This window comes from Marinomonas arctica (assembly GCF_003259225.1).
Taxonomy (GTDB): domain Bacteria; phylum Pseudomonadota; class Gammaproteobacteria; order Pseudomonadales; family Marinomonadaceae; genus Marinomonas; species Marinomonas arctica.
This window is the reverse complement of the sequence record NZ_QHJF01000009.1, coordinates 68,440-87,261: the sequence shown is the minus strand read 5'-3', so window position 1 is coordinate 87,261 and position 18,822 is coordinate 68,440. Positions and strand designations below refer to the sequence as shown.

17 protein-coding genes and 1 pseudogene are annotated in these 18,822 nt (G+C 44.1%); 10 read left to right on the top strand and 8 right to left on the bottom strand.

What is annotated here, in order from left to right; translation table 11 throughout:
• Positions 1-5 precede the first annotated feature (5 nt).
• Positions 6-656, top strand: coding sequence for an NUDIX hydrolase (locus tag DK187_RS06535; RefSeq protein WP_111606536.1), 651 nt, complete (start codon positions 6-8; stop codon positions 654-656).
• 126 nt (positions 657-782) lie between these two features.
• Positions 783-1,517, top strand: a complete 735-nt coding sequence (locus DK187_RS06530) for a phosphoadenylyl-sulfate reductase (protein WP_111606535.1) — start codon at positions 783-785, stop codon at positions 1,515-1,517.
• Positions 1,518-1,549: 32 nt separating this feature from the next.
• Here DK187_RS06530 and DK187_RS06525 read toward each other — a convergent pair whose 3' ends face one another.
• A complete protein-coding gene (locus DK187_RS06525) occupies positions 1,550-1,855 on the bottom strand; it encodes a LysR family transcriptional regulator (protein ID WP_111606534.1) in 306 nt (101 codons plus the stop codon).
• Between the two features lie 110 nt (positions 1,856-1,965).
• On the opposite strand from DK187_RS06525, the gene DK187_RS06520 reads away from it, so the two are divergent.
• Positions 1,966-3,312, top strand: coding sequence for an anti-phage deoxyguanosine triphosphatase (locus DK187_RS06520; RefSeq protein ID WP_111606533.1), 1,347 nt, complete (start codon positions 1,966-1,968; stop codon positions 3,310-3,312).
• Between the two features lie 1,005 nt (positions 3,313-4,317).
• On the opposite strand, the gene DK187_RS06515 is transcribed toward DK187_RS06520, so the two are convergent.
• From DK187_RS06515 to DK187_RS06485, 7 genes and pseudogenes are all read right to left on the bottom strand, one after another.
• Complete coding sequence (locus tag DK187_RS06515) at positions 4,318-4,689, bottom strand: VOC family protein (protein ID WP_111606532.1); 372 nt, start codon at positions 4,687-4,689, stop codon at positions 4,318-4,320.
• A gap of 61 nt (positions 4,690-4,750) precedes the next feature.
• The gene (locus tag DK187_RS06510) at positions 4,751-5,071 is read right to left on the bottom strand and encodes a GNAT family N-acetyltransferase (RefSeq protein WP_223232337.1); all 321 of its coding nucleotides are present in this window, start codon (positions 5,069-5,071) and stop codon (positions 4,751-4,753) included.
• A gap of 261 nt (positions 5,072-5,332) precedes the next feature.
• Positions 5,333-6,471: pseudogene (locus tag DK187_RS06505) on the bottom strand (IS5 family transposase); the annotation flags it as partial.
• Between the two features lie 489 nt (positions 6,472-6,960).
• Positions 6,961-7,842 (bottom strand): cell division protein, encoded by an 882-nt coding sequence (locus DK187_RS06500; protein ID WP_111606531.1) that lies wholly within the window; start codon positions 7,840-7,842, stop codon positions 6,961-6,963.
• Between the two features lie 572 nt (positions 7,843-8,414).
• The gene (locus DK187_RS06495) at positions 8,415-8,918 is read right to left on the bottom strand and encodes a GNAT family N-acetyltransferase (protein ID WP_111606530.1); all 504 of its coding nucleotides are present in this window, start codon (positions 8,916-8,918) and stop codon (positions 8,415-8,417) included.
• A gap of 9 nt (positions 8,919-8,927) precedes the next feature.
• Positions 8,928-9,944, bottom strand: coding sequence for a DUF2333 family protein (locus DK187_RS06490; RefSeq protein ID WP_111606649.1), 1,017 nt, complete (start codon positions 9,942-9,944; stop codon positions 8,928-8,930).
• Positions 9,945-9,956: 12 nt separating this feature from the next.
• Entirely contained in the window at positions 9,957-10,757 is an 801-nt protein-coding gene (locus tag DK187_RS06485; RefSeq protein ID WP_111606529.1) for a hypothetical protein, read from the bottom strand.
• A gap of 110 nt (positions 10,758-10,867) precedes the next feature.
• Here DK187_RS06485 and dsbD point away from each other — a divergent pair, with 110 nt between their 5' ends.
• The 7 genes from dsbD (at position 10,868) to fis (ending at position 18,805) form a co-directional block, all read left to right on the top strand.
• On the top strand, positions 10,868-12,691 hold the full coding sequence (gene dsbD / locus DK187_RS06480) for a protein-disulfide reductase DsbD (protein ID WP_111606528.1): 1,824 nt from the start codon (positions 10,868-10,870) through the stop codon (positions 12,689-12,691).
• A 394-nt stretch (positions 12,692-13,085) separates the two neighbouring features.
• Positions 13,086-13,529, top strand: coding sequence for an acetyl-CoA carboxylase biotin carboxyl carrier protein (gene accB, locus DK187_RS06475; RefSeq protein WP_111606527.1), 444 nt, complete (start codon positions 13,086-13,088; stop codon positions 13,527-13,529).
• Positions 13,530-13,549: 20 nt separating this feature from the next.
• The gene (gene accC, locus DK187_RS06470) at positions 13,550-14,890 is read left to right on the top strand and encodes an acetyl-CoA carboxylase biotin carboxylase subunit (protein ID WP_111606526.1); all 1,341 of its coding nucleotides are present in this window, start codon (positions 13,550-13,552) and stop codon (positions 14,888-14,890) included.
• A gap of 119 nt (positions 14,891-15,009) precedes the next feature.
• The gene (gene prmA, locus DK187_RS06465; protein WP_111606525.1) at positions 15,010-15,900 is read left to right on the top strand and encodes a 50S ribosomal protein L11 methyltransferase; all 891 of its coding nucleotides are present in this window, start codon (positions 15,010-15,012) and stop codon (positions 15,898-15,900) included.
• A 45-nt stretch (positions 15,901-15,945) separates the two neighbouring features.
• Positions 15,946-17,283 carry a DUF3426 domain-containing protein gene (locus DK187_RS06460; RefSeq protein ID WP_111606524.1) on the top strand — a complete coding sequence of 446 codons (1,338 nt, stop codon included), beginning with the start codon at positions 15,946-15,948 and terminating at the stop codon, positions 17,281-17,283.
• Between the two features lie 156 nt (positions 17,284-17,439).
• The gene (gene dusB / locus DK187_RS06455) at positions 17,440-18,408 is read left to right on the top strand and encodes a tRNA dihydrouridine synthase DusB (RefSeq protein ID WP_111606523.1); all 969 of its coding nucleotides are present in this window, start codon (positions 17,440-17,442) and stop codon (positions 18,406-18,408) included.
• A 118-nt stretch (positions 18,409-18,526) separates the two neighbouring features.
• The gene (fis, locus tag DK187_RS06450) at positions 18,527-18,805 is read left to right on the top strand and encodes a DNA-binding transcriptional regulator Fis (RefSeq protein ID WP_012070668.1); all 279 of its coding nucleotides are present in this window, start codon (positions 18,527-18,529) and stop codon (positions 18,803-18,805) included.
• The last annotated feature ends 17 nt before the right edge of the window (positions 18,806-18,822 follow it).

The following is an 18,822-nucleotide window of genomic DNA, read 5'->3' as shown; positions in this document are numbered from 1 at the left end:
GTATCATGTCTGACATAGAGCAGTTTTTGAGTGCTCCTCCCATTGACCTGAACTTGGATGATATTCGCGCAGCATTAGACAACGAACCGTATGCACAACAAATCCATAACCCAGATGAAGAAATGTTCCCCAGTGGTTATGATTTAAAATACCGTTCAGCTGCCGTGCTGATTCCTATTTGGAAAGAACCAGAAAATGGTGAGTTGTACGTACTATTAACGCAACGCGCACTTCACATGCGTAACCATCCGGGCCAAATTGCGTTTCCGGGAGGCAAGCATGATCCAAATGACGCCAGCATCCAATACACAGCACTGCGCGAGACACTAGAAGAAGTTGGGCTTTCACCCGATTGCTTCGACCTATTAGGAGAGCTGGGGGAATACTGCACCATCTCAGGATATTGCATCAAACCTATCGTGGCTGAAATGACGCGCCGGAGCGAGCTCAGTCTCTGTGAAGAAGAAGTAAAGTCCGTACATTGGGTACCATTACGCTACCTATTAACCCCACAAAACTACCGTTTTAAAAAGAAAGCGCTCGATACCATTTCTCGTGGTTATTTCGAAATTGACTACGAAGACATTCGTATTTGGGGCGTAACGGCGGGAATCTTGTATGGACTTTATCAAACATTAGCAAGGCACATTCGTTAAGCGTTTTCGTGCCTTTATGAAACGCTTTCTTTCGTATTATAAGGTTAGTGTTCTTTCGTCTTTTCTTTCGACGCTGCAAATTGTTATGGTACAACCATCGTAACTTAGAACATGGTAAATCTCCCTATGTCAGCATTTGATTTAACGTCTTTCATTGCCAATAACAAAGAAGACGAAGCACAAAAAATCATTCACAACGCGATGAAAGCATTTGACAACATTGCCATCTCTTTTAGTGGCGCAGAAGACGTCGTACTCATCGACATGGCCGTCAAAGCCAAAAAAGACATTCACGTGTTTTCTCTGGACACGGGTCGTCTACATGCAGAGACGTATCGCTTTATCGAACAAGTCCGTAAACACTACAAGATCAACATAGACATTCTGTCTCCAGACCGTGAAGCCCTAGAAACCTTCACCCGCGAAAAAGGCCTATTTAGCTTTTTTGATGATGGTCACAAAGAATGTTGTGGTATTCGCAAAGTTCAACCTCTCAAACGTAAACTGGCCACACTGGATGCATGGATCACCGGACAACGCAAAGACCAAAGTCCTGGCACACGCAACGTTCTCGCCTTTGCTGAAAAAGACAGCGCATTCAGTACGGACGAAAAAGACCTGTTTAAATTCAATCCATTGGCAAACTGGTCTTCTGAAGACGTGTGGAACTACATCAAAATGTTTGATGTGCCTTACAACGAATTGCATGTGAAAGGGTTTACCAGCATAGGTTGCGAGCCTTGTACTCGTCCTATTTTACCGAATCAACACGAACGTGAAGGTCGCTGGTGGTGGGAAGAATCAGAACACAAAGAATGTGGCTTACACATTGGCAATCTGATACCGACAGCCCAGCAATAAGCGCCATTTTGGATTCAAAGTGCCTGTGACGATCAGGCACTTTTTGTTGCAGTGACGACGTCTTCTAACTGACTATCAAGATGACTTTTCCACGATGCCATAAAATTGGCATAGCAAGCCTCCAAATCGTATATGTGTTGCAACAATACTTCCCCTGCAGGCGTCATATTGGTTGTCCGACCATGTCGAATCAACAAAGCCTCGCCCATTTCTCGCTCTAATTTTTGAATATGTTGGCTCACCGCAGGCTGAGTTAAACCCAACAGCTTAGCCGTCTTGGTAAAACTGCCAGTATCAACCAACGCCTTAAATGTAATGAGATGTTGTGTATTAAGCATAAAGATTCCTTATAGTTAATCCCATTATGCCCAATGCCAATCTTATGAACATTGACCTATATCGTGTTTTCGTGAAAGACTGAGAATTATTAGCCCTATGGATTAACAACATGACAAATGCACGAGACGAGATGTTACCCTGGCACGAAAGACAATCTGGTCATCAAGAATCACGCGATAACGATTACCGTACTCCTTACCAACGGGACCGAGCACGAATCATCCACAGCGCAGCGTTTCGTCGCTTACAATCCAAAACACAAATTCTCGCCATTCGACAAAACGACTACAGCCGAACACGCTTAACCCATTCCTTAGAAGTGGCCCAAATAGGCAACGGCATTGTGCATCAACTCAAACACAGCTCCCCTTCGGAAGCGGCTTTTCAGCCTTGGTTGGCCGACGATGCCTTGATAGAAACCGTTTGCCTAAGTCATGACATCGGCCACCCACCCTTTGGCCATGGCGGCGAAGTCGCGCTCAATTACATGATGCAAGCCTATGGCGGTTTTGAAGGTAACGCCCAGTCACTGAGAATCCTCGGTAAACGTGGTTCCTACTCGCCCACCTACGGCATGGACGTCACACGTCGTACTTTATTGGGTATTTTAAAATATCCCGTTCTGCACGCCAGCGTGGTTGGCAAATACCCAGAAAAACCGGCTAACTTCCGCCAATTCAAAGCGTCTAATTGGGCACCACCAAAGTGCGTCTACCAAGAAGAACAAGACCTACTTGATTGGATTATTGAACCTTTTAGCCAAGCCGACAAAACCTTATTACAAGAAGTCCACCAGACCGATAATGACAATCACGCCAAAGCAAAACACGCCAGCTTCGATACCAGTATCATGGACCTCGCTGACGACATCGCTTACGGTGTACACGACCTAGAAGACGCCATCGTCCTCGGCATGGTCACCAAAGACATGTGGCTAGAACACCTAGAACCCAAACTGGCCGCCTTGGCGTCTCCGTTTTTGGCCGAGCACCTAAATGACATTCGCACCCAACTGTTCAGCCGCCAAAGCCATCTTCGTAAAGAAGCCATCGGCAGCCTGGTCAGCTGGTTCATCACCTCTTGCCAAGTGGTCGAAAAAACAGCGTTCGAACACCCCTTGTTACGCTTTCAAGTGGGTTTGCCAGAAGGTCAGCGCCAAGCCTTAAACTTGTTGAAACAATTTGAAATGCAACACATCATCCAGCGCCCAGAAGTGCAAATGCTCGTCTACAAAGGCCAGCAAATGCTATTAGAAATGTTCGAAGCCTACTCCGCCGACCCAGCCCGCTTGCTGCCCAGAGAAATCGCCAAAGAATGGCAAAAAAGCCAAGAACGTGGAGAAAACGGACTGCGTATCATCTGTGACTACATGGCCTCCATGACCGACGACTACGCCAGCCGCATGTACAATAAATTGTTTGTTCCAAGCTTAGGCTCAGTGTTTGAGCCAATGTAGTTGGGTTTAATTACAATTCGATTTGGAGCCAAAGGGATATTTGGCTCCGTTCAAACGCTTTGTATTCCTAAGCTTTTTTCCGCTCTTTAATTCAGGAAAAAAAGCTGGGCGTGTAACTTTTGCCAATCGATGCAACGCTTTCATTTAATAGGAAAGCAAAAAATCTTTTGTCGGACTTTCAGCCCAAATGTCTCTTTCGCGTTGGCTAACTTAACGCTTAACAAGACGACTTATATCGTAAGGCATAGATTGTTTTTGATGTTGGTAGGAAGGATATTTTTAACTGACCCTGAAACGCCATAAAGTCGCGCAACTTCGTCGCGTCGAACTGACTTCTTCGGGATTGCAGTGATGGAAAACAAAGGACGTAGGGCATCATGAGCGCAGCGACTATCTAATCAAAAAAAATGCCGCTGAAAGCGAAGCTTTCATGTTCTAAGGTAGGTCGCGGCTTCAGCCCGACGCGGAATTTAGATTACATTCAAACGCTTTGCATGCACGACCTTTATTCCGCTCTGCTGAGCGGGTAACTTTTATCCAGATCCATAAAAGTAACCAAAAGGTCTCTTTATCGGGCTATCGCCCAAACGTCTCATTTACTTTGGTTAAGTTCATATTTAACAACACGAATTATTTCGAAAGGCATAGATTGAGCTTATTGTTCGAGAGAGTCCTTCCGTTAATGACTCTGAAACTCCATAAAGTCGCGCAACTTCGTCGCGTCGAACTGACTTCTTCGGGATTGCAGTGATGGAAAACAAAGGACGTAGGGCATCATGAGCGCAGCGACTTTCTAATCAAAAAAAATGCCGATGAAAGCGAAGCTTTCATTTTCTATAAAGGTCGAATATCGAAGGTAACGTCTGCTAATCACTAAGTCCCTTCCCCTTTTGTCTTCCGAGAAGAAGGCGGAGGATGGTTTTATTCTTGAAGAATCTAGAGTCAGATAAAAAACACTATTTTTCATCTGCCCCTAAGCCCCAAAAATCGTTTGTTTGGGGATTGTTAACCATCATTCCCAATTCTCAGCTGGAAAATATTCCCCTCACAATCGTGCGCATCGCAGACCTGTCGACCGCCAAACGTCCAATTTTTAGGTGAGAATACAACGCCACCTTTTGCTTTGATCTTTTCTTCAATGAATTCAAGTGGCGTGTTAACAAAGAACGTTGGCTTTAGTGCGGTGTTCTCTCGCGCTTCAAACGCGCTCAACCCCTTTTTAGACACTTCTGTTTCAAGCAACACCAACTCAAAATCACCACCGACCAATAGAGCATAGGAACCGTCACTTTCGATCATCTGCATGTCAAAAACATGAGCATAAAATGTTGCCAATTTTTCTATCGATGACGTATAGATCACCAAACCTGTTTTCATGCATTTTCCCTATCAAGTTTATGAGCAATAAGCACTCTGTTAAACCAAAAAAGAGCGCTATCTATTCATCTGTGTTTTCTATTTTTTCCATGACAAAATTAGTTAATGTCTGACCTCGAACATCAACCTGCTGCGTCTTCACCACCTTAAAACCAAAATGTTCGAAAAAAGGACGCGCCGTGATACTGACATGAGAATAATAACGCTTTATCCCTTGTGAACGCCCTACAGCAAAAATATGCGCCATCAAAGCTCGCCCTATGCCTCGGCCTTGGTACTGATGATGGCAAAAGAAATGATCAATCAAACCGTTTGACTGCAAATCAGCGTAACCTACTATCTGATCATCTATTTCAGCCACAAACGGCGATATTTCTAACATCTCTGACGCCAGACAGCAACATCAAATGATTGTGGCGCCCATGCTTCTACCTGAGCTTGAGAATAATCTCGGATGTTAATATAACGAACTGCGTGAAAATAAATAGCCCACAACACACTGGCGTCAGAGTCTTTATAAGGTCGGATAATACACAAAGCTTACTTCTCTTTATTCAATGGATAGCTCAAAGCACAACGAAAAATGGAGCGCTGCCTAGCCTTATTATGACTGGCTTTAAAAGGTGGGTGGCCTGCTTATTTCTATGATGGGTTCTACACTGTTTCGTCTTCCCATCCAGTTTTTTTTCTTTCTTGGGTACACCGCGTTTTTGACCAGCAACCAAGACTTTAATGTCTTCCACGCCCGATCCTTTATACCCTCGGTCAACAAAACAGGTTTCCGGTTTTTTTCCTGTCAAGGTTTCTACTTGTTGGAGTTGATCTTTCAACGTATGTCCATCATACGGATTACCAGGATAGCTTCTTGCTCCCACGATAAAGGATTCTTTTGCGGTCACGGCGATACTGGCTTTCACACCAAATTCGTAGCGTTTATGCGCTTTGCCTTTGGAGATGCAGTCCACATTGGGTTCATGTAGGCTGTACAGCTTATGTTTGCTCTGGCAAGTTTGTTTTAGTAATTGATAAGCTTAGTTGAGTGTCTCTTCCTGTTTTTGGGTGAGCGTTAATCCTTGTCGTTTTACTTGCCGATCTATGTCACGCAATACTCGCCCTAAAAAGCCTTTGACTTGCTTAATCGCTTTTTTCATCCGTTTGTATTGTTTGGCGTGACCATAACGTCCAATTTTAGGCATTAACTCATGACAGGCTTTGTCATAGGTTTGTCTTAACGTGATGTTTTGTTCTTTAGCGACCTTAATAAGCTGCTGTCGAGCCTTGTTGTAGAGCTTGGCATCCGTTGGGAAGGTGATGTTTTTTTTCTTGTACCGTGGTGTCTACCACGACTCGTTTTAGGCTCGCTGGTTTGATGACTTTTAGTTTCAGTCCTGCTTGTATCGTCTGGGTAAGCAGCCATTCGCAGCCTTCTTCTCCTAACCGTTTTCGCCATTTAACAAGACTGGTTGGATGGCACGGGAAGGCGTGTTGGAAAAAGGTTTCGCCGCAAAAATATTGGTAATAAGGCGATTCAAGCCATTGCTCCAGCACCATCTCATCAGACAAATTATGCAAGTGTTGCAAATACAGCAATCCAGCCATAAGACGAGTCGGCAGAGCCGCTGCGCCAACCGTCGCAAAGTGCACCCCCAATTCGTTATCCAACAAATTCCAATCAATGATCTTAGCCAGTCGAACTAAAGGATGATTGGGGTTAATGATGTCTACGAGCTGAGGTTGGAATAAATCCTTTTGCGGGACGATCTTTGTCTGACGAGGCTTCATAAAACTCACCCATTCTGCAACTTTTTAGGTCTAAAGGCGTATTTATCGTAAGATTTAGGTATTAACTATCTTATAAAAACGCATTAGATTCAATAGGTTGATAGATTTTCAGGGACGACTCCTTAACATTTTAATAGTACGCATGCGCATCTACACTGTTTTTAATTTCCATATAAATCCCTATAAAAACTCATTCAATGGCACTTTTTAACCTTTCCCACAGGCTGGTTAAATTGAAAATCTGATCGTGCGGGTTATTTCATTTATCTACAGCGCGTTATTTTATCTGCCAATACTCTGATCCATTGACACTAAAAGACTTTCTTACTTCTTACTTCTTACTAGTAAAAAAACATCTATTTTTTGTCACCCTAAAGGACGACCTACATTTGAAAACTTCGCTTCAAACGGCATTTTTTTAATTAGAGAGTCGCTGCGCTTATGATGCCCTACGGTTTGGTTTTAGGGGTAGATAAAAAATACTATTTTTCATCTACCCCTAATATCCATTATCCATGGCCTTGTTAAACGTGCCTCATTCTGGCACTTTCTAAGAAATTTCCGCGCGGCTTTTCTATCAAACCCATACCTAGAAATCCCAGAAAAAACCATTCCTGCTCCCACATTAGGAACGGGATCGCCTATTGCTAAGCCTACAGAGCAATTAGTCGTCGAAATGCCGCTAAAGAAACCTGAATTATTTGAACAAAAGAGATAATCTGCACCAATAAGCAACTCTATCCCATTGAAAAGTATTCGGCCTTTCGCTATACGGATTGTATGTGGGGGCTCAAAAACTAATTGAAGTAAAATTTTTCCGTGACCTTCTCGAACTGTCAGTTTTTGACCTACCCACTCTATATCCCATTGCTCTGTTCTATATATCAACTCATTATCTACAATTTCCAACACAGGAACATTAAATTCATTAAATGCTATGAATTGTAGTAGTAACTTACCATCTTCTACGCGAAAACCAACAACAGCCAAACCATCTACAACTAATGGAGCAAAGAAAGCGTTTTCAGGGAGGTCTTTAAACTGAAAAATACTATTTGCCAGAGCAAGCTGGACGTTTTTGCCTGAGTAATGCAATAAGTGACTTTTTGACACTCCAGTCTTTAAATTAAACGGAGTGTTATTTGCCTCAATTACATTTTCTTTTGGCAACAACCCATTGGTTTTCTCTCCATGATGCTGCCTGCATAGTAGCGTAATTTCACTAGCAACATGCCTCTTAACCTCGGCCCACTCGAACATATGCTCATATTCGTATAACGGCATTCCACATATTACACAGCCAAAGCCGCAACGCTTTCGAACTTCTCTTTTTATTTCAGGAGGTATTGGTGGTCTTTGCTCCATATTCATAATTCTCCTCGCTTAACAATTAAGAATTATACAGCAGCGTAGTTGCGGCTATAACCCACTGTTGAACGGCTGCGGTCTATATAGGGGATTTGCTTTTTTCATGGTAGGACTTCCCTGTTATATAACTCGTTAAATACCAAAGCCTGTTTAGACTATGCTGCTTCTGATGGTCTTTGAGCACTGTTATGTTGGTTCTTTATTTGCTCTTTGTAGCGCGATTTGACCCGCGAGGCAAGCGATTCGCTCAGGCCTTATGACCTTACTTACTCCTCTCTGTCGATCCGCAAAGCGGCTTAGCTCAGTCATTAAACTTAATTCAACAATTAATAGTGCGCGTGCACGTTTAGTTTTTTGTCGCCCTGAAGGACGACCTACATGTGAAAGCTTCGCTTCCAACGGCATTTTTTTAATTAGAGAGTCGCTGCGCTCATGATGCCCTACGGTTTGGCTTTACACGATTAGCTACGAAGAAGTCCGTTCGACTCGTTATCTCATCCAATAGACAGCTCAGCAGAGCGGAATAAAGGTTAGGAAAACAAAGCCCTTGAAAGGAAACAAATATACCTGAAGAACTAAAACTCTCTTCCAACAATAAACACGTCTTCTTTGATCTGTTCATTCTGGGCAATGTTGGGCAGTAGCCCCCATTGCTCAAATCCTTGGCGTTTAAAGAAGCCTTGGCTTTCTAGGTTACTTGCATATATGTAGGCGATAAGGTGGGTAAAACCAATGTGATGACGTTCTTTTTCTAGATAATGAAATAGCGCAGTACCAAGGCCCTTTCGGTGCTGTGTTGGCAATACATACAAGCTGATTTCGCTAGCAGAGTCGAAAGCTGGCAGTCCGTAGAAGGGCTCAATTGAGCACCACGCTATTACGTCACCCTGCTCTTCTAATACGAACATGGGATGTTTATCCGTCGCACTTTCCAACCAATCGATAACATCTAATAGGCCGATGTTCAATTGACGATGACCAGAGCTATCAAAAAGATCGCACTGTTGGAATATGCTTAAAATAGCAGGGGCATCGTCCAGTATGGCGCGACGAATTCCCTGACTTACAGTAAATGGCATACGGTGTGATTACCCCTGTTGGAGCAAACGACGTAAATCAATGACCGCGGTGTTAGCACGAGCGATGTAAGAAGCCATGACTAAAGAGTGATTTGCCAAGACACCAAAACCACTGCCATTTAAGATAAACGGCGACCAAATGCTGGCTTGTGTTGCTTCTAGTTCACGGATAATTTGACGCAAGCTAACCAAGGCATTTTTATCTTGCAAGGTAAAAACAAAATCCACTTCTACCGCACGTAACATGTGAATCAAAGCCCAGCTTGTACCTCGCGCTTCGTAGAACACGTCATCGACTTTAGACCAAGGAGTTCTGACATAACGCGTGTTTTCATCCGACTCCAATTGTGGCTTGTCGTCAATAACACTGGCCGATAATCGCTGAGAAAGGCTACCTAACCGAGTACTAACATCCGATAACCAATCAGCAAGATTATCAGCACGGGCATAAAACTGAGCTTTATTATTAGACTCGCTCGACAAGCGATCAAGGTATTCCATTAACTCTTTATTGCCACGACGATATTCACTTTCACTGGATGGCAATGCCCAACTTTTATTATCAAAATTGAATTGCGGCTCGGCTATTTTCAAGTTCACATCCTCTGTGGACTGAGATTGCGAACGGCTAAATTCTTTACGAAATGCTCTGGCTAGATCACGCGACTGGACCAACACGCCAAATTCCCACGCGGGCATGTTATCCATGAACACACCCGGCGGCGTAATATCATTGGATATAAAGCCACCCGGTTTTTCCAATAAAGTATCGACAATAGAATGCAAAGTACTGGCTGTAGTGTAACCAACAGCGAGTTTTTTGCTGTTATTTAAATAACCGCGCTCTGCTGCTTTTTCTTTTGCGACGGCCACAACGTCAAATTGATCTGGCTCACGGCTCCAGTACATACCTAAAAAGCTCAGTAATACCGCCATTATCAGTACAGCAAAAAAAACGACTTTGCCCATACCGGACATATTAATGTTTGGTTTTAAACTCTGCATTTTGCCCTTGAACCGTGACATCATCGACCTACCTTAATCTTGTTGTAATTCCACCATGTTATCAGCACGATTATACGTCATCGCACGAACACGAAACTCTGTAACACGACTATTAATGATCTGATAAAGCAAACGTGCTTCTTTGTCATTGGGCCAATAAATATTAATTGACTGCTGTGTCTTCGCCACGTTATCTATAATAGGCTGAATATTGGCAAGTATTTCTTTTTCACTTAGGCTGAAAAGATTACTAGGCAATAAGTACTGCCCTTCTTTTAGTGCCTTCTTAACGCTCTGCGTGTTCGAATTTCTATTGGTATTTCCACGCTGACTTTTTATGCGAGAAGACATTTCCGTAATAGACGGATCTTCTGGATTAACAGAACGTGCATATTCTAAATACTGTGCAGATTTTGCATAGTCTTTACTCTGTGCCGCTTTCCACGCCCATTGGGTATAAATATCAACAATGGCGCTTATACCTTGACTGGCTCTAAAGTTGCCAGGATCTCGACCTAATGCGGCCTGAAAATATAAATTGGCATTATCATCCACTGGGGTCAAAAGGCGCTCTTCGGCAAGAGCCTCTTCACCCATGGCAATCAAGTTCAATGTAATACGCTCAAAAGCTGTTGGTGTTTTTACCACTTTTTTCGCTTGCTGAGTTAGTACAGCCGCTGACGCTGCTGGCTTGCTTGCAGACACCTGTTTTGGTGCTGCTTGCTGTGATTGTATTTTTGGTACGGGCTGACTTTTCTGTGTCGGCTTTACGTTTCCCTGACAACCTGTCAAGAATACTACAGCAATTAGAAAAGAAACTAGGTTTTTACTCAATTTATCCCCTTGCGATTGGCAACTTAAAGATGGGTTGGTAGTCTACACCTTATACTCAGCGTGATGAAATATGGATTTACACAACTCGCCTAACTTGATTGAAGATATTTATGCGCCCACTCGCTCTACTGTTCTTATTGCTATTTCACAGCCTTTGCCAAGCGTTCACTTTCGGCCCGACGTCAAGTCTTTCAGCACCAGAGTTCTTACCAGTGGATCAAGCCTTTCAATTATCCATTTCCACCCCTAAAGATGGCAAACTCACGGCAACATGGCAGATTCAAGATGGCTACTACTTATACCAAGAACAGTTCAACTTGTCTGGTGAACAAGCTCATAAATTACACTTTTCGCCTTTCCCAACTGGTGAATCTCAACAAGACCCTTATTATGGTGACGTAATCGTCTATCGAGATCAATTAAGCTTGCCGATTTACTACGACATTACGCTGACACCAGGCACAGAAATTAACGCTATATTAACGTATCAAGGCTGTGCTGATAAGGGATTATGTTACGCCCCTCAAGCCATGCCCATTCAGTTTACCGTACCTGCCCTGTCGACTGAAATCACAAAAAATAATACACAAAATCTTCCACGAGGTAACGATGCCTCTGCCGCACAAGATAAACCTCTCCAGCTTTCAGAAGCACAAACGGTAAGCCAATTGATCAGCACCAACACCTTATGGACCACATTGGCCGTAATGTTTGGTTTAGGGTTGCTGCTTTCTTTCACTCCCTGTGTCCTACCGATGATCCCTATCGTTAGCGCCATTGTGATCGGATCTCGCCATTCAAAGCTAGGTGGTTTTTATTATAGCGCGGTTTATGTTTTTGCCATGGCGCTAACGTACGCCATGATAGGTGGATTAGTGGGTATTTTTGGTACTCGACTGAATGTACAAGCTCAACTGCAAAACCCCGTGCTATTAATGATCAGTGCCTTGTTATTTGTGCTACTTGCTCTCGCTATGTTTGGCGTGTACGAGCTAAGGCTACCCAGTGCTTGGCAACAACGTTTGCAAATGTCGAACTCTGTCTCTAACTCTGCGTGGCGATCAAGCTTAAGTGTTTTTGTCGCTGGCGTGCTGTCCACTCTTATTGTCTCTCCTTGCGTATCGGCGCCACTCGCTGGTGCTTTGCTGTTTATAAGCAGCCAAGGCAATGCTTGGTATGGGGCGATGGTACTCTTTGTGATGGCGCTTGGAATGGGGGTTCCTTTACTGCTAGTCGGCGCATTTGGCCCTAAAATACTGCCCAAAAGCGGTGAATGGTTGCAGGACATAAAAGTACTAATGGGGTTTGGGCTACTTGCCATGGCCATCTGGCTACTCACTCGCTGGATACCGTTAAACAGCCATTTGTATCTTTGGGGCGCACTCGCGATAGCAATAAGCAGCTATTTTGTGCATCGAACGCAACAAGCCCACTCTCATCCTGTTCGTTGGTTTTTTGCACTATTGTTCTTCATTGTAGGCAGCCTTCAGTTTATCGGCGCCACCACGGGCAACAGCACCCCCTTATCGCCCTTGAAAAATATATCATCATCCTCAATAACACCAAAAGAACAGGTTGTTTTTGATGCCACCATTACCAATTTAGACGAACTTAATAACATCATTGCCAATCAGGACACTCGGCCGATTGTGCTGGATCTCTATGCGGATTGGTGTGTCAGCTGTCGGGTACTAGAAGAGATGTTTGTGGCTCCTGATGTCTTACCGCTGATCAAAAAGGTGCAATTAATTAGAGTCGATGTCACGAAAAATTCGGCACAAAATCAAGCATTGATGCAGCATTTCCATTTGTTTGGTCCTCCATCATTGGTATTTTTAGACCAAGAAGGTAACGAACGTAAAGCGCTAACCTTGATGGGTGAACCAACAAAATCCACCCTCATAAACAGATTGGAAGCCATCACCTTGCCGTGATTTAGATGGAAAAATGAGGAAGTTTACTAGAGATCACAAAACAACCAAGGCAAACATTTTTAGGTTTTTTTGCCGCATAACTGGACAATATCCTGCTTTTTATCGATAATTTCCAGTTACATGCTTTTACAATTCTTGTTTTTCATAAAAGCGCGATTTGCAGATCACAGCAAACTGTACACAGAAATTTATACATAGAGAATTTTGAACTAGGCCACTAACACAGCTGGATGAAAGCAAAAATAGACGTAGAAGCCGCATTTATAGCAGTATGAATTCGTCTTTCAAGTGTATTTAAGCCATGTCTTAACCGTTAGTGATCCTGTATAAAACCTCTAATAGTCAGTGACTTACGTATCGCTGATATCATCCATACAGACAGAAGAGAGTAACCATGGACATTCGTAAAATCAAAAAACTAATCGAGCTTTTAGAAGAATCTAACGTCTACGAGATTGAGATTAAAGAAGGCGAAGAAGCGGTTCGTATTAGTCGTGGTGGTGCGCCAGTTCAAGCACCTATGATGCATGCTCCAATGATGGCAGCGCCTGCTGCCCCTGTTGCTGCTCCTAGTGCAGCGCCTGAAGCTCCAGCGGCTATTACTGGTCACACAGTGAATTCTCCAATGGTTGGTACTTACTACAAATCTTCTGCACCAGGTGCTAAGCCTTTCATCGAAGTAGGCCAAAAAGTGAATGCTGGCGACACTATCTGTATCGTTGAAGCCATGAAAATGATGAACCAAATCGAAGCCGATAAATCTGGTACGATTGGCGCCATTCTTGTAGAAGATGGTGAGCCAGTTGAGTTTGACCAGCCTCTTATTACTATTATTTAATCCAACGCAAAGGTTTCATCATGCTCGATAAGGTATTGATTGCTAACCGAGGCGAAATCGCACTGCGCATTTTACGCGCGTGCAAAGAACTCGGTATCAAAACCGTTGCGGTCCACTCAAAAATTGACCGCGACTTGTTACATGTGCGCCTTGCAGATGAGTCTATCTGCATAGGACCCAATCCATCGTCTCAAAGTTATTTGAATATCCCTGCGATTATCAGTGCGGCAGAATTAACAGATACCTCTGCCATTCACCCAGGCTATGGTTTCCTTGCGGAAAACGCAGACTTTGCAGAACAAGTTGAAAATTCAGGATTCATTTTTATCGGTCCAAAAGCAGAAACTATTCGCCTAATGGGTGATAAAGTGTCTGCTATCAGAGCCATGAAAGAAGCAGGCGTGCCTACCGTTCCTGGCTCAAACGGCCCTGTGCCTTCTGATCCAGATGAATGTTTGCGTGTTGCAAGAGAAATCGGCTTCCCTGTGATTGTTAAAGCCGCAGCTGGTGGTGGTGGTCGTGGTATGCGCGTTGTTCACAACGAAGGCAGCCTACTAAAATCCATCAGTATTACTCAATCTGAAGCAGGCTCTTATTTTGGTGATAGCACGGTTTATATGGAGAAATTCCTACAGAACCCTCGTCACGTTGAAGTTCAAGTCTTGGCTGACGGCCAAGGCAACGCGATCCACCTATACGATCGTGACTGCTCTTTGCAACGTCGTCACCAAAAAGTATTGGAAGAAGCACCAGCACCAATGTTGAACGAGGAATCTCGTCAAGCGTGTTTAAAAGCCTGTGTTGATGCTTGTATCAAGATCAACTACCGCGGCGCGGGTACGTTTGAGTTCCTTTACGAAGATGGCAATTTCTACTTCATCGAAATGAACACACGTGTTCAGGTAGAACATCCGGTTACCGAAATGGTGACGGGCGTAGACATTGTAAAGGAACAACTTCGTATCGCAAGTGGTTTGCCTTTGTCTCTGAAACAAGAAGACATCAAACTCAATGGCCATGCGGTTGAATCTCGTATCAACGCAGAAGACGCAAGAACCTTCATGCCATGCCCAGGTAAAGTGGAATATTTCCATGCACCAGGCGGTATGGGTGTTCGTGTTGACTCGCATTTGTACAGCGGCTACACAGTACCACCTACGTATGACTCAATGATCGCTAAAATCATTTGTCATGCGCCTGACCGGACGGCTGCACTAAAACGCCTTTCTGGCGCTCTAGATGAAACCTTCATCGATGGTATCAAAACCAATATAGAGCTACAAAAAGACCTAGTAAATGATGCAAATTTCATTGCTGGTGGCGTTAACATCCATTATTTGGAGAAAAAACTCGGTCTATAAGGACTGGAGTTTTGCCCCTAGTGATAAGATAAATCACTAGGGGCAATCATTTTCCTCTCGCCTCTCGCTTCAAGCTTCGCTATTCTATTCCTGTTTGTTTTATTGTTGGACTCCACTTTATGCCTTGGCTTCAAATACGTATTCACACCACGCCCGATCATGTCCCAGCTTTTGAAGATACCCTTCTTGAGTGCGGCGCCTTGGTTGTCACTTTTGAAGATGTCCATGACGATCCGGTATATGAGCCAGACCTCAACACCACGCCGCTATGGAAGCACACCAAAATCACCGGATTGTTCGAGGCGGATGCCGATGTTGAACACATTCGCCCTGTTGTCGAACACAAAGCCGTGTCTCTAGGCGAAACAGATATCGATATGAAAATTGAAATACTGGAAGACAAAGACTGGGAAAGAGAATGGATGGATAACTATCATCCTATTCAGTTTGGCGAGCGTCTTTGGGTATGCCCAAGCTGGCGCCAAGTCCCCGACCCGAACGCGGTTACCTTGATGCTTGATCCCGGCTTAGCATTTGGCACAGGCACGCATCCCACTACCGCATTGTGCTTACAATGGTTAGACAGCATTGATTGCCAAGGCAAGACCATCATAGATTACGGCTGCGGCTCAGGCATTCTTGGCATCGCAGGCTTATTACTTGGTGCTAACAATATGGTGGGCATTGATATCGACCCACAAGCCGTGCAAGCAACCGAGGCCAATGCAGAACGCAATCACATTGACCCAAGCCGTCTAGAAGTAAAGCTTCCGCCTTACGAATCAGACTTACAAGCCGATATTGTCGTAGCGAACATCCTTGCAGGCCCATTAGCAAACCTAGCACCGACTATTTCTGCGTTAGTTAAAACACAAGGTCAACTCGCCCTTTCTGGAATACTGGCTAACCAAGCACAGGAAGTGATAGAAGCCTATCAAGAATGGTTCACCATCGATTCCATTACAGAAAAAGAAGAATGGGTTCGTATCGTTGGCACTAAACACGCTTAATAACCCATTAACCCAATCAAGATTTAAACAGGAAGATAGCACCCCATGGCCAATAGCCTAATAACCCGTTGCCCAAAATGTTCAACCGCATTTCGAGTAAGCGATGACGTATTAAGCATGGCCAAGGGCAAAGTAAGATGTGGTCAATGTTTTCACATCTTTAATGCCAGCGACAGCATCAACGACAAAACAAAAGCCGAGCCTTCAACACCATCAGACAAGGCAGCCACATCTCCCGTAAAACCCACTCTCCCGCTTGCACAAACCAGCACTATAAACGCATCAATAGAAAAACGACTGCCGCCAACAGAAGAAATAGTCAATCCTGATTGGCTAGATACGCTATTTAATGACAAAGACCTCACGCCTTTTGATGAAAAAGACACCCAGACATTCCTAGACACTCGTCAAAATGAAAGCACCATCCCAAATAGAGCAGCGGATAAACAACCCGATCTCCCAAGAGAGACACTGAACGCCAAACGTTCAATGACGGCCACTCTATCTGAGGAACCAGCCCCTTGGGAAGTTGAGCTTGCCGAAGTGGAAGCGGCTCTTAAAGCAGCACCTGCGGTCAAAACCAACGCACAAAACAGCACACCGCCAAACACGAATGCACTGGCGAACAATGAACTTTCAGATGCGCTAAATGCAGTCAAGACAACCAATGCAACATGGCAGACCACTGCAAAGCCATTCAGCAACCAGCCACAACCAACTACACAAAAAGAACCCGACTACATGGCAGCGCTCCATTCGCTTGCCCAAAGTGCAGCGGAACAAACCCGCCCGTCGGATATCAAGAACCAACACAGCATTCTTGAGCAATTGTCTGCCCAGCAAAGTCTGGCCCCTTTACTTGGTGAAAATGAATCTCTCTCACGCCGTAAAAGTGGTCATCCATGGCTGTGGTTTTTTGCCTCCGTGTTCGGCATAGCCTTACTCACTCTGCAAGTTGCGATGCATTTTTTTGAAGAAGGCAGTCGCTCTTCTAACTTTAGATCTCTTTACCGAACCATTTGCTCATACTCTGGCTGCGTGCTACCACGATTTGAAGACGTCAGTACGATCACCATTCAGCATGTGCGGATACAAAGTCACCCAACCTTACCTAATACGCTGTTGGTGAACGCCATTATCACCAACGCCAGTCATTTTTCTCAGCCAATGCCCAAAATTGCTTTAGAATTCTTTGATTTAAATGGTCAGCCTGTTGCCGCTCGCCTCTTTTCACCAACCGATTATCTGCAAAAAGACTTTCTTGATATCACTTATATGCCGCCCAATACGCCCATTCATCTTGTTATACCTATACAAGATCCAGGCGCTCGCGCGGTGACACACCAACTTAAAGCCTTCCCCGCAGACACTCGGTCCTACTAGTTTTCACGTCTTTTTCTATAAAGGGCTAAAAAAGGACAAAAAATAGTCAGTTTTTAGCCTGTCAAGACTTCAAAAACAACGATTGCATAGGTATTATTCACGCCCGCTCGACACTGTCGACGATCTTTAACATTCAATCCAGTATTCAGGAACATCATGGCATTTGCTATTGGCCCATATTGCGTTGACAAACCGGTTATTCTTGCCCCTATGGCTGGTGTAACAGATTTGCCATTTCGCCGCCTTTGTCATGACCAAGGTGCAGGCTTAGTGGTATCCGAAATGGTTACCTCTGACGTTCGCCTGTGGAACTCGACTAAAAGCCGTCATCGTTTAATCCATGATGCGGAAGTCTCGCCGAGATCCGTTCAAATTGCTGGCGGTGATCCCCAAATGATGACTGAAGCGGCTCAACAAAACGTTGAGCTAGGCGCACAAATCATTGATATCAACATGGGATGTCCCGCTAAAAAAGTATGCAACAAAGCAGCTGGCTCCGCATTGCTGAAAGATGAAGCGCTTGTTCGTGAAATACTGGAATCGGTTGTAAATAGTGTGTCTGTTCCAGTCACTCTAAAAATCCGTACGGGATGGAGTCTAGATCAAAAAAACGGTCTTGCGATTGCAAAAATGGCAGAAGACATAGGCATTCAGGCCTTAGCAATTCATGGGCGAACGCGGGAATGCAAATTCCAAGGACAAGCTGAATACGACACGATTGCAGAGATTAAGCATCATTTGAGTATCCCTATTTTTGCTAATGGGGACATTAAAGACGCGCAATCAGCAAAATTTGTGAAAGATTACACCAAGGCGGATGGCATCATGATTGGTCGAGCTGCCCAAGGAAGACCGTGGATTTTTCGCGAAATAAACCACTATTTAGAAACAAACGAATTGTTAACACCTCCCTCTTTATCTGAGGTGAGACAGCTTGTTATTAACCACGTGAACGCCCTCCATCAATTTTATGGTGATTATTTGGGTGTGCGTATTGCTCGCAAGCATGTTGGTTGGTACCTGCAAACGTTAGCGGATAACACACAATTTCGAAGCCTGTTTAATCGTATTGATAATACGCAAGAACAGCTTGATAAATTGGAAGAGTTCTTTGTTTGCCAATAGGCAAACGAACCTTACACTTAATGTTATGAACATCAAAAAAGAAGAGTTAGATCGCCCTTCTATATGATGGTCAATGTGCATTAACAAATGGTTAGCTTTAAAAATAGAAGGTCATTCTGTGGTAGAACAAACTCATACTCATACGTTTCAAGCCGCTTCTTCAGAGCAGTCACAAACCCTACGTGACAATGTTGAAAAAGCCCTACAAAACTATTTCGCTCATCTTGATGGGCAGCCAATAACAGACTTATACCAGTTAGTCTTAGCCGAGGTTGAGGCGCCTTTGCTAGAGTCTGTCATGAGCTACACAAAGGATAACCAAACCAAAGCATCCACCATCCTTGGGTTAAACCGAGGAACACTTCGCAAGAAGTTAAAGCAATACGGCATGCTATAAGCACAAAGAAAAAAAGG

Coding starts and splice junctions, on each gene's coding strand:
- DK187_RS06535 (WP_111606536.1), top strand. CDS start 6: ATGTCTGACATAGAGCAGTTTTTGAGTGCTCCTCCCATTGACCTGAAC.
- DK187_RS06530 (WP_111606535.1), top strand. CDS start 783: ATGTCAGCATTTGATTTAACGTCTTTCATTGCCAATAACAAAGAAGAC.
- DK187_RS06525 (WP_111606534.1), bottom strand. CDS start 1,855: ATGCTTAATACACAACATCTCATTACATTTAAGGCGTTGGTTGATACT.
- DK187_RS06520 (WP_111606533.1), top strand. CDS start 1,966: ATGACAAATGCACGAGACGAGATGTTACCCTGGCACGAAAGACAATCT.
- DK187_RS06515 (WP_111606532.1), bottom strand. CDS start 4,689: ATGAAAACAGGTTTGGTGATCTATACGTCATCGATAGAAAAATTGGCA.
- DK187_RS06510 (WP_223232337.1), bottom strand. CDS start 5,071: ATGTTAGAAATATCGCCGTTTGTGGCTGAAATAGATGATCAGATAGTA.
- DK187_RS06500 (WP_111606531.1), bottom strand. CDS start 7,842: ATGAATATGGAGCAAAGACCACCAATACCTCCTGAAATAAAAAGAGAA.
- DK187_RS06495 (WP_111606530.1), bottom strand. CDS start 8,918: ATGCCATTTACTGTAAGTCAGGGAATTCGTCGCGCCATACTGGACGAT.
- DK187_RS06490 (WP_111606649.1), bottom strand. CDS start 9,944: ATGTCACGGTTCAAGGGCAAAATGCAGAGTTTAAAACCAAACATTAAT.
- dsbD (WP_111606528.1), top strand. CDS start 10,868: ATGCGCCCACTCGCTCTACTGTTCTTATTGCTATTTCACAGCCTTTGC.
- accB (WP_111606527.1), top strand. CDS start 13,086: ATGGACATTCGTAAAATCAAAAAACTAATCGAGCTTTTAGAAGAATCT.
- accC (WP_111606526.1), top strand. CDS start 13,550: ATGCTCGATAAGGTATTGATTGCTAACCGAGGCGAAATCGCACTGCGC.
- prmA (WP_111606525.1), top strand. CDS start 15,010: ATGCCTTGGCTTCAAATACGTATTCACACCACGCCCGATCATGTCCCA.
- DK187_RS06460 (WP_111606524.1), top strand. CDS start 15,946: ATGGCCAATAGCCTAATAACCCGTTGCCCAAAATGTTCAACCGCATTT.
- dusB (WP_111606523.1), top strand. CDS start 17,440: ATGGCATTTGCTATTGGCCCATATTGCGTTGACAAACCGGTTATTCTT.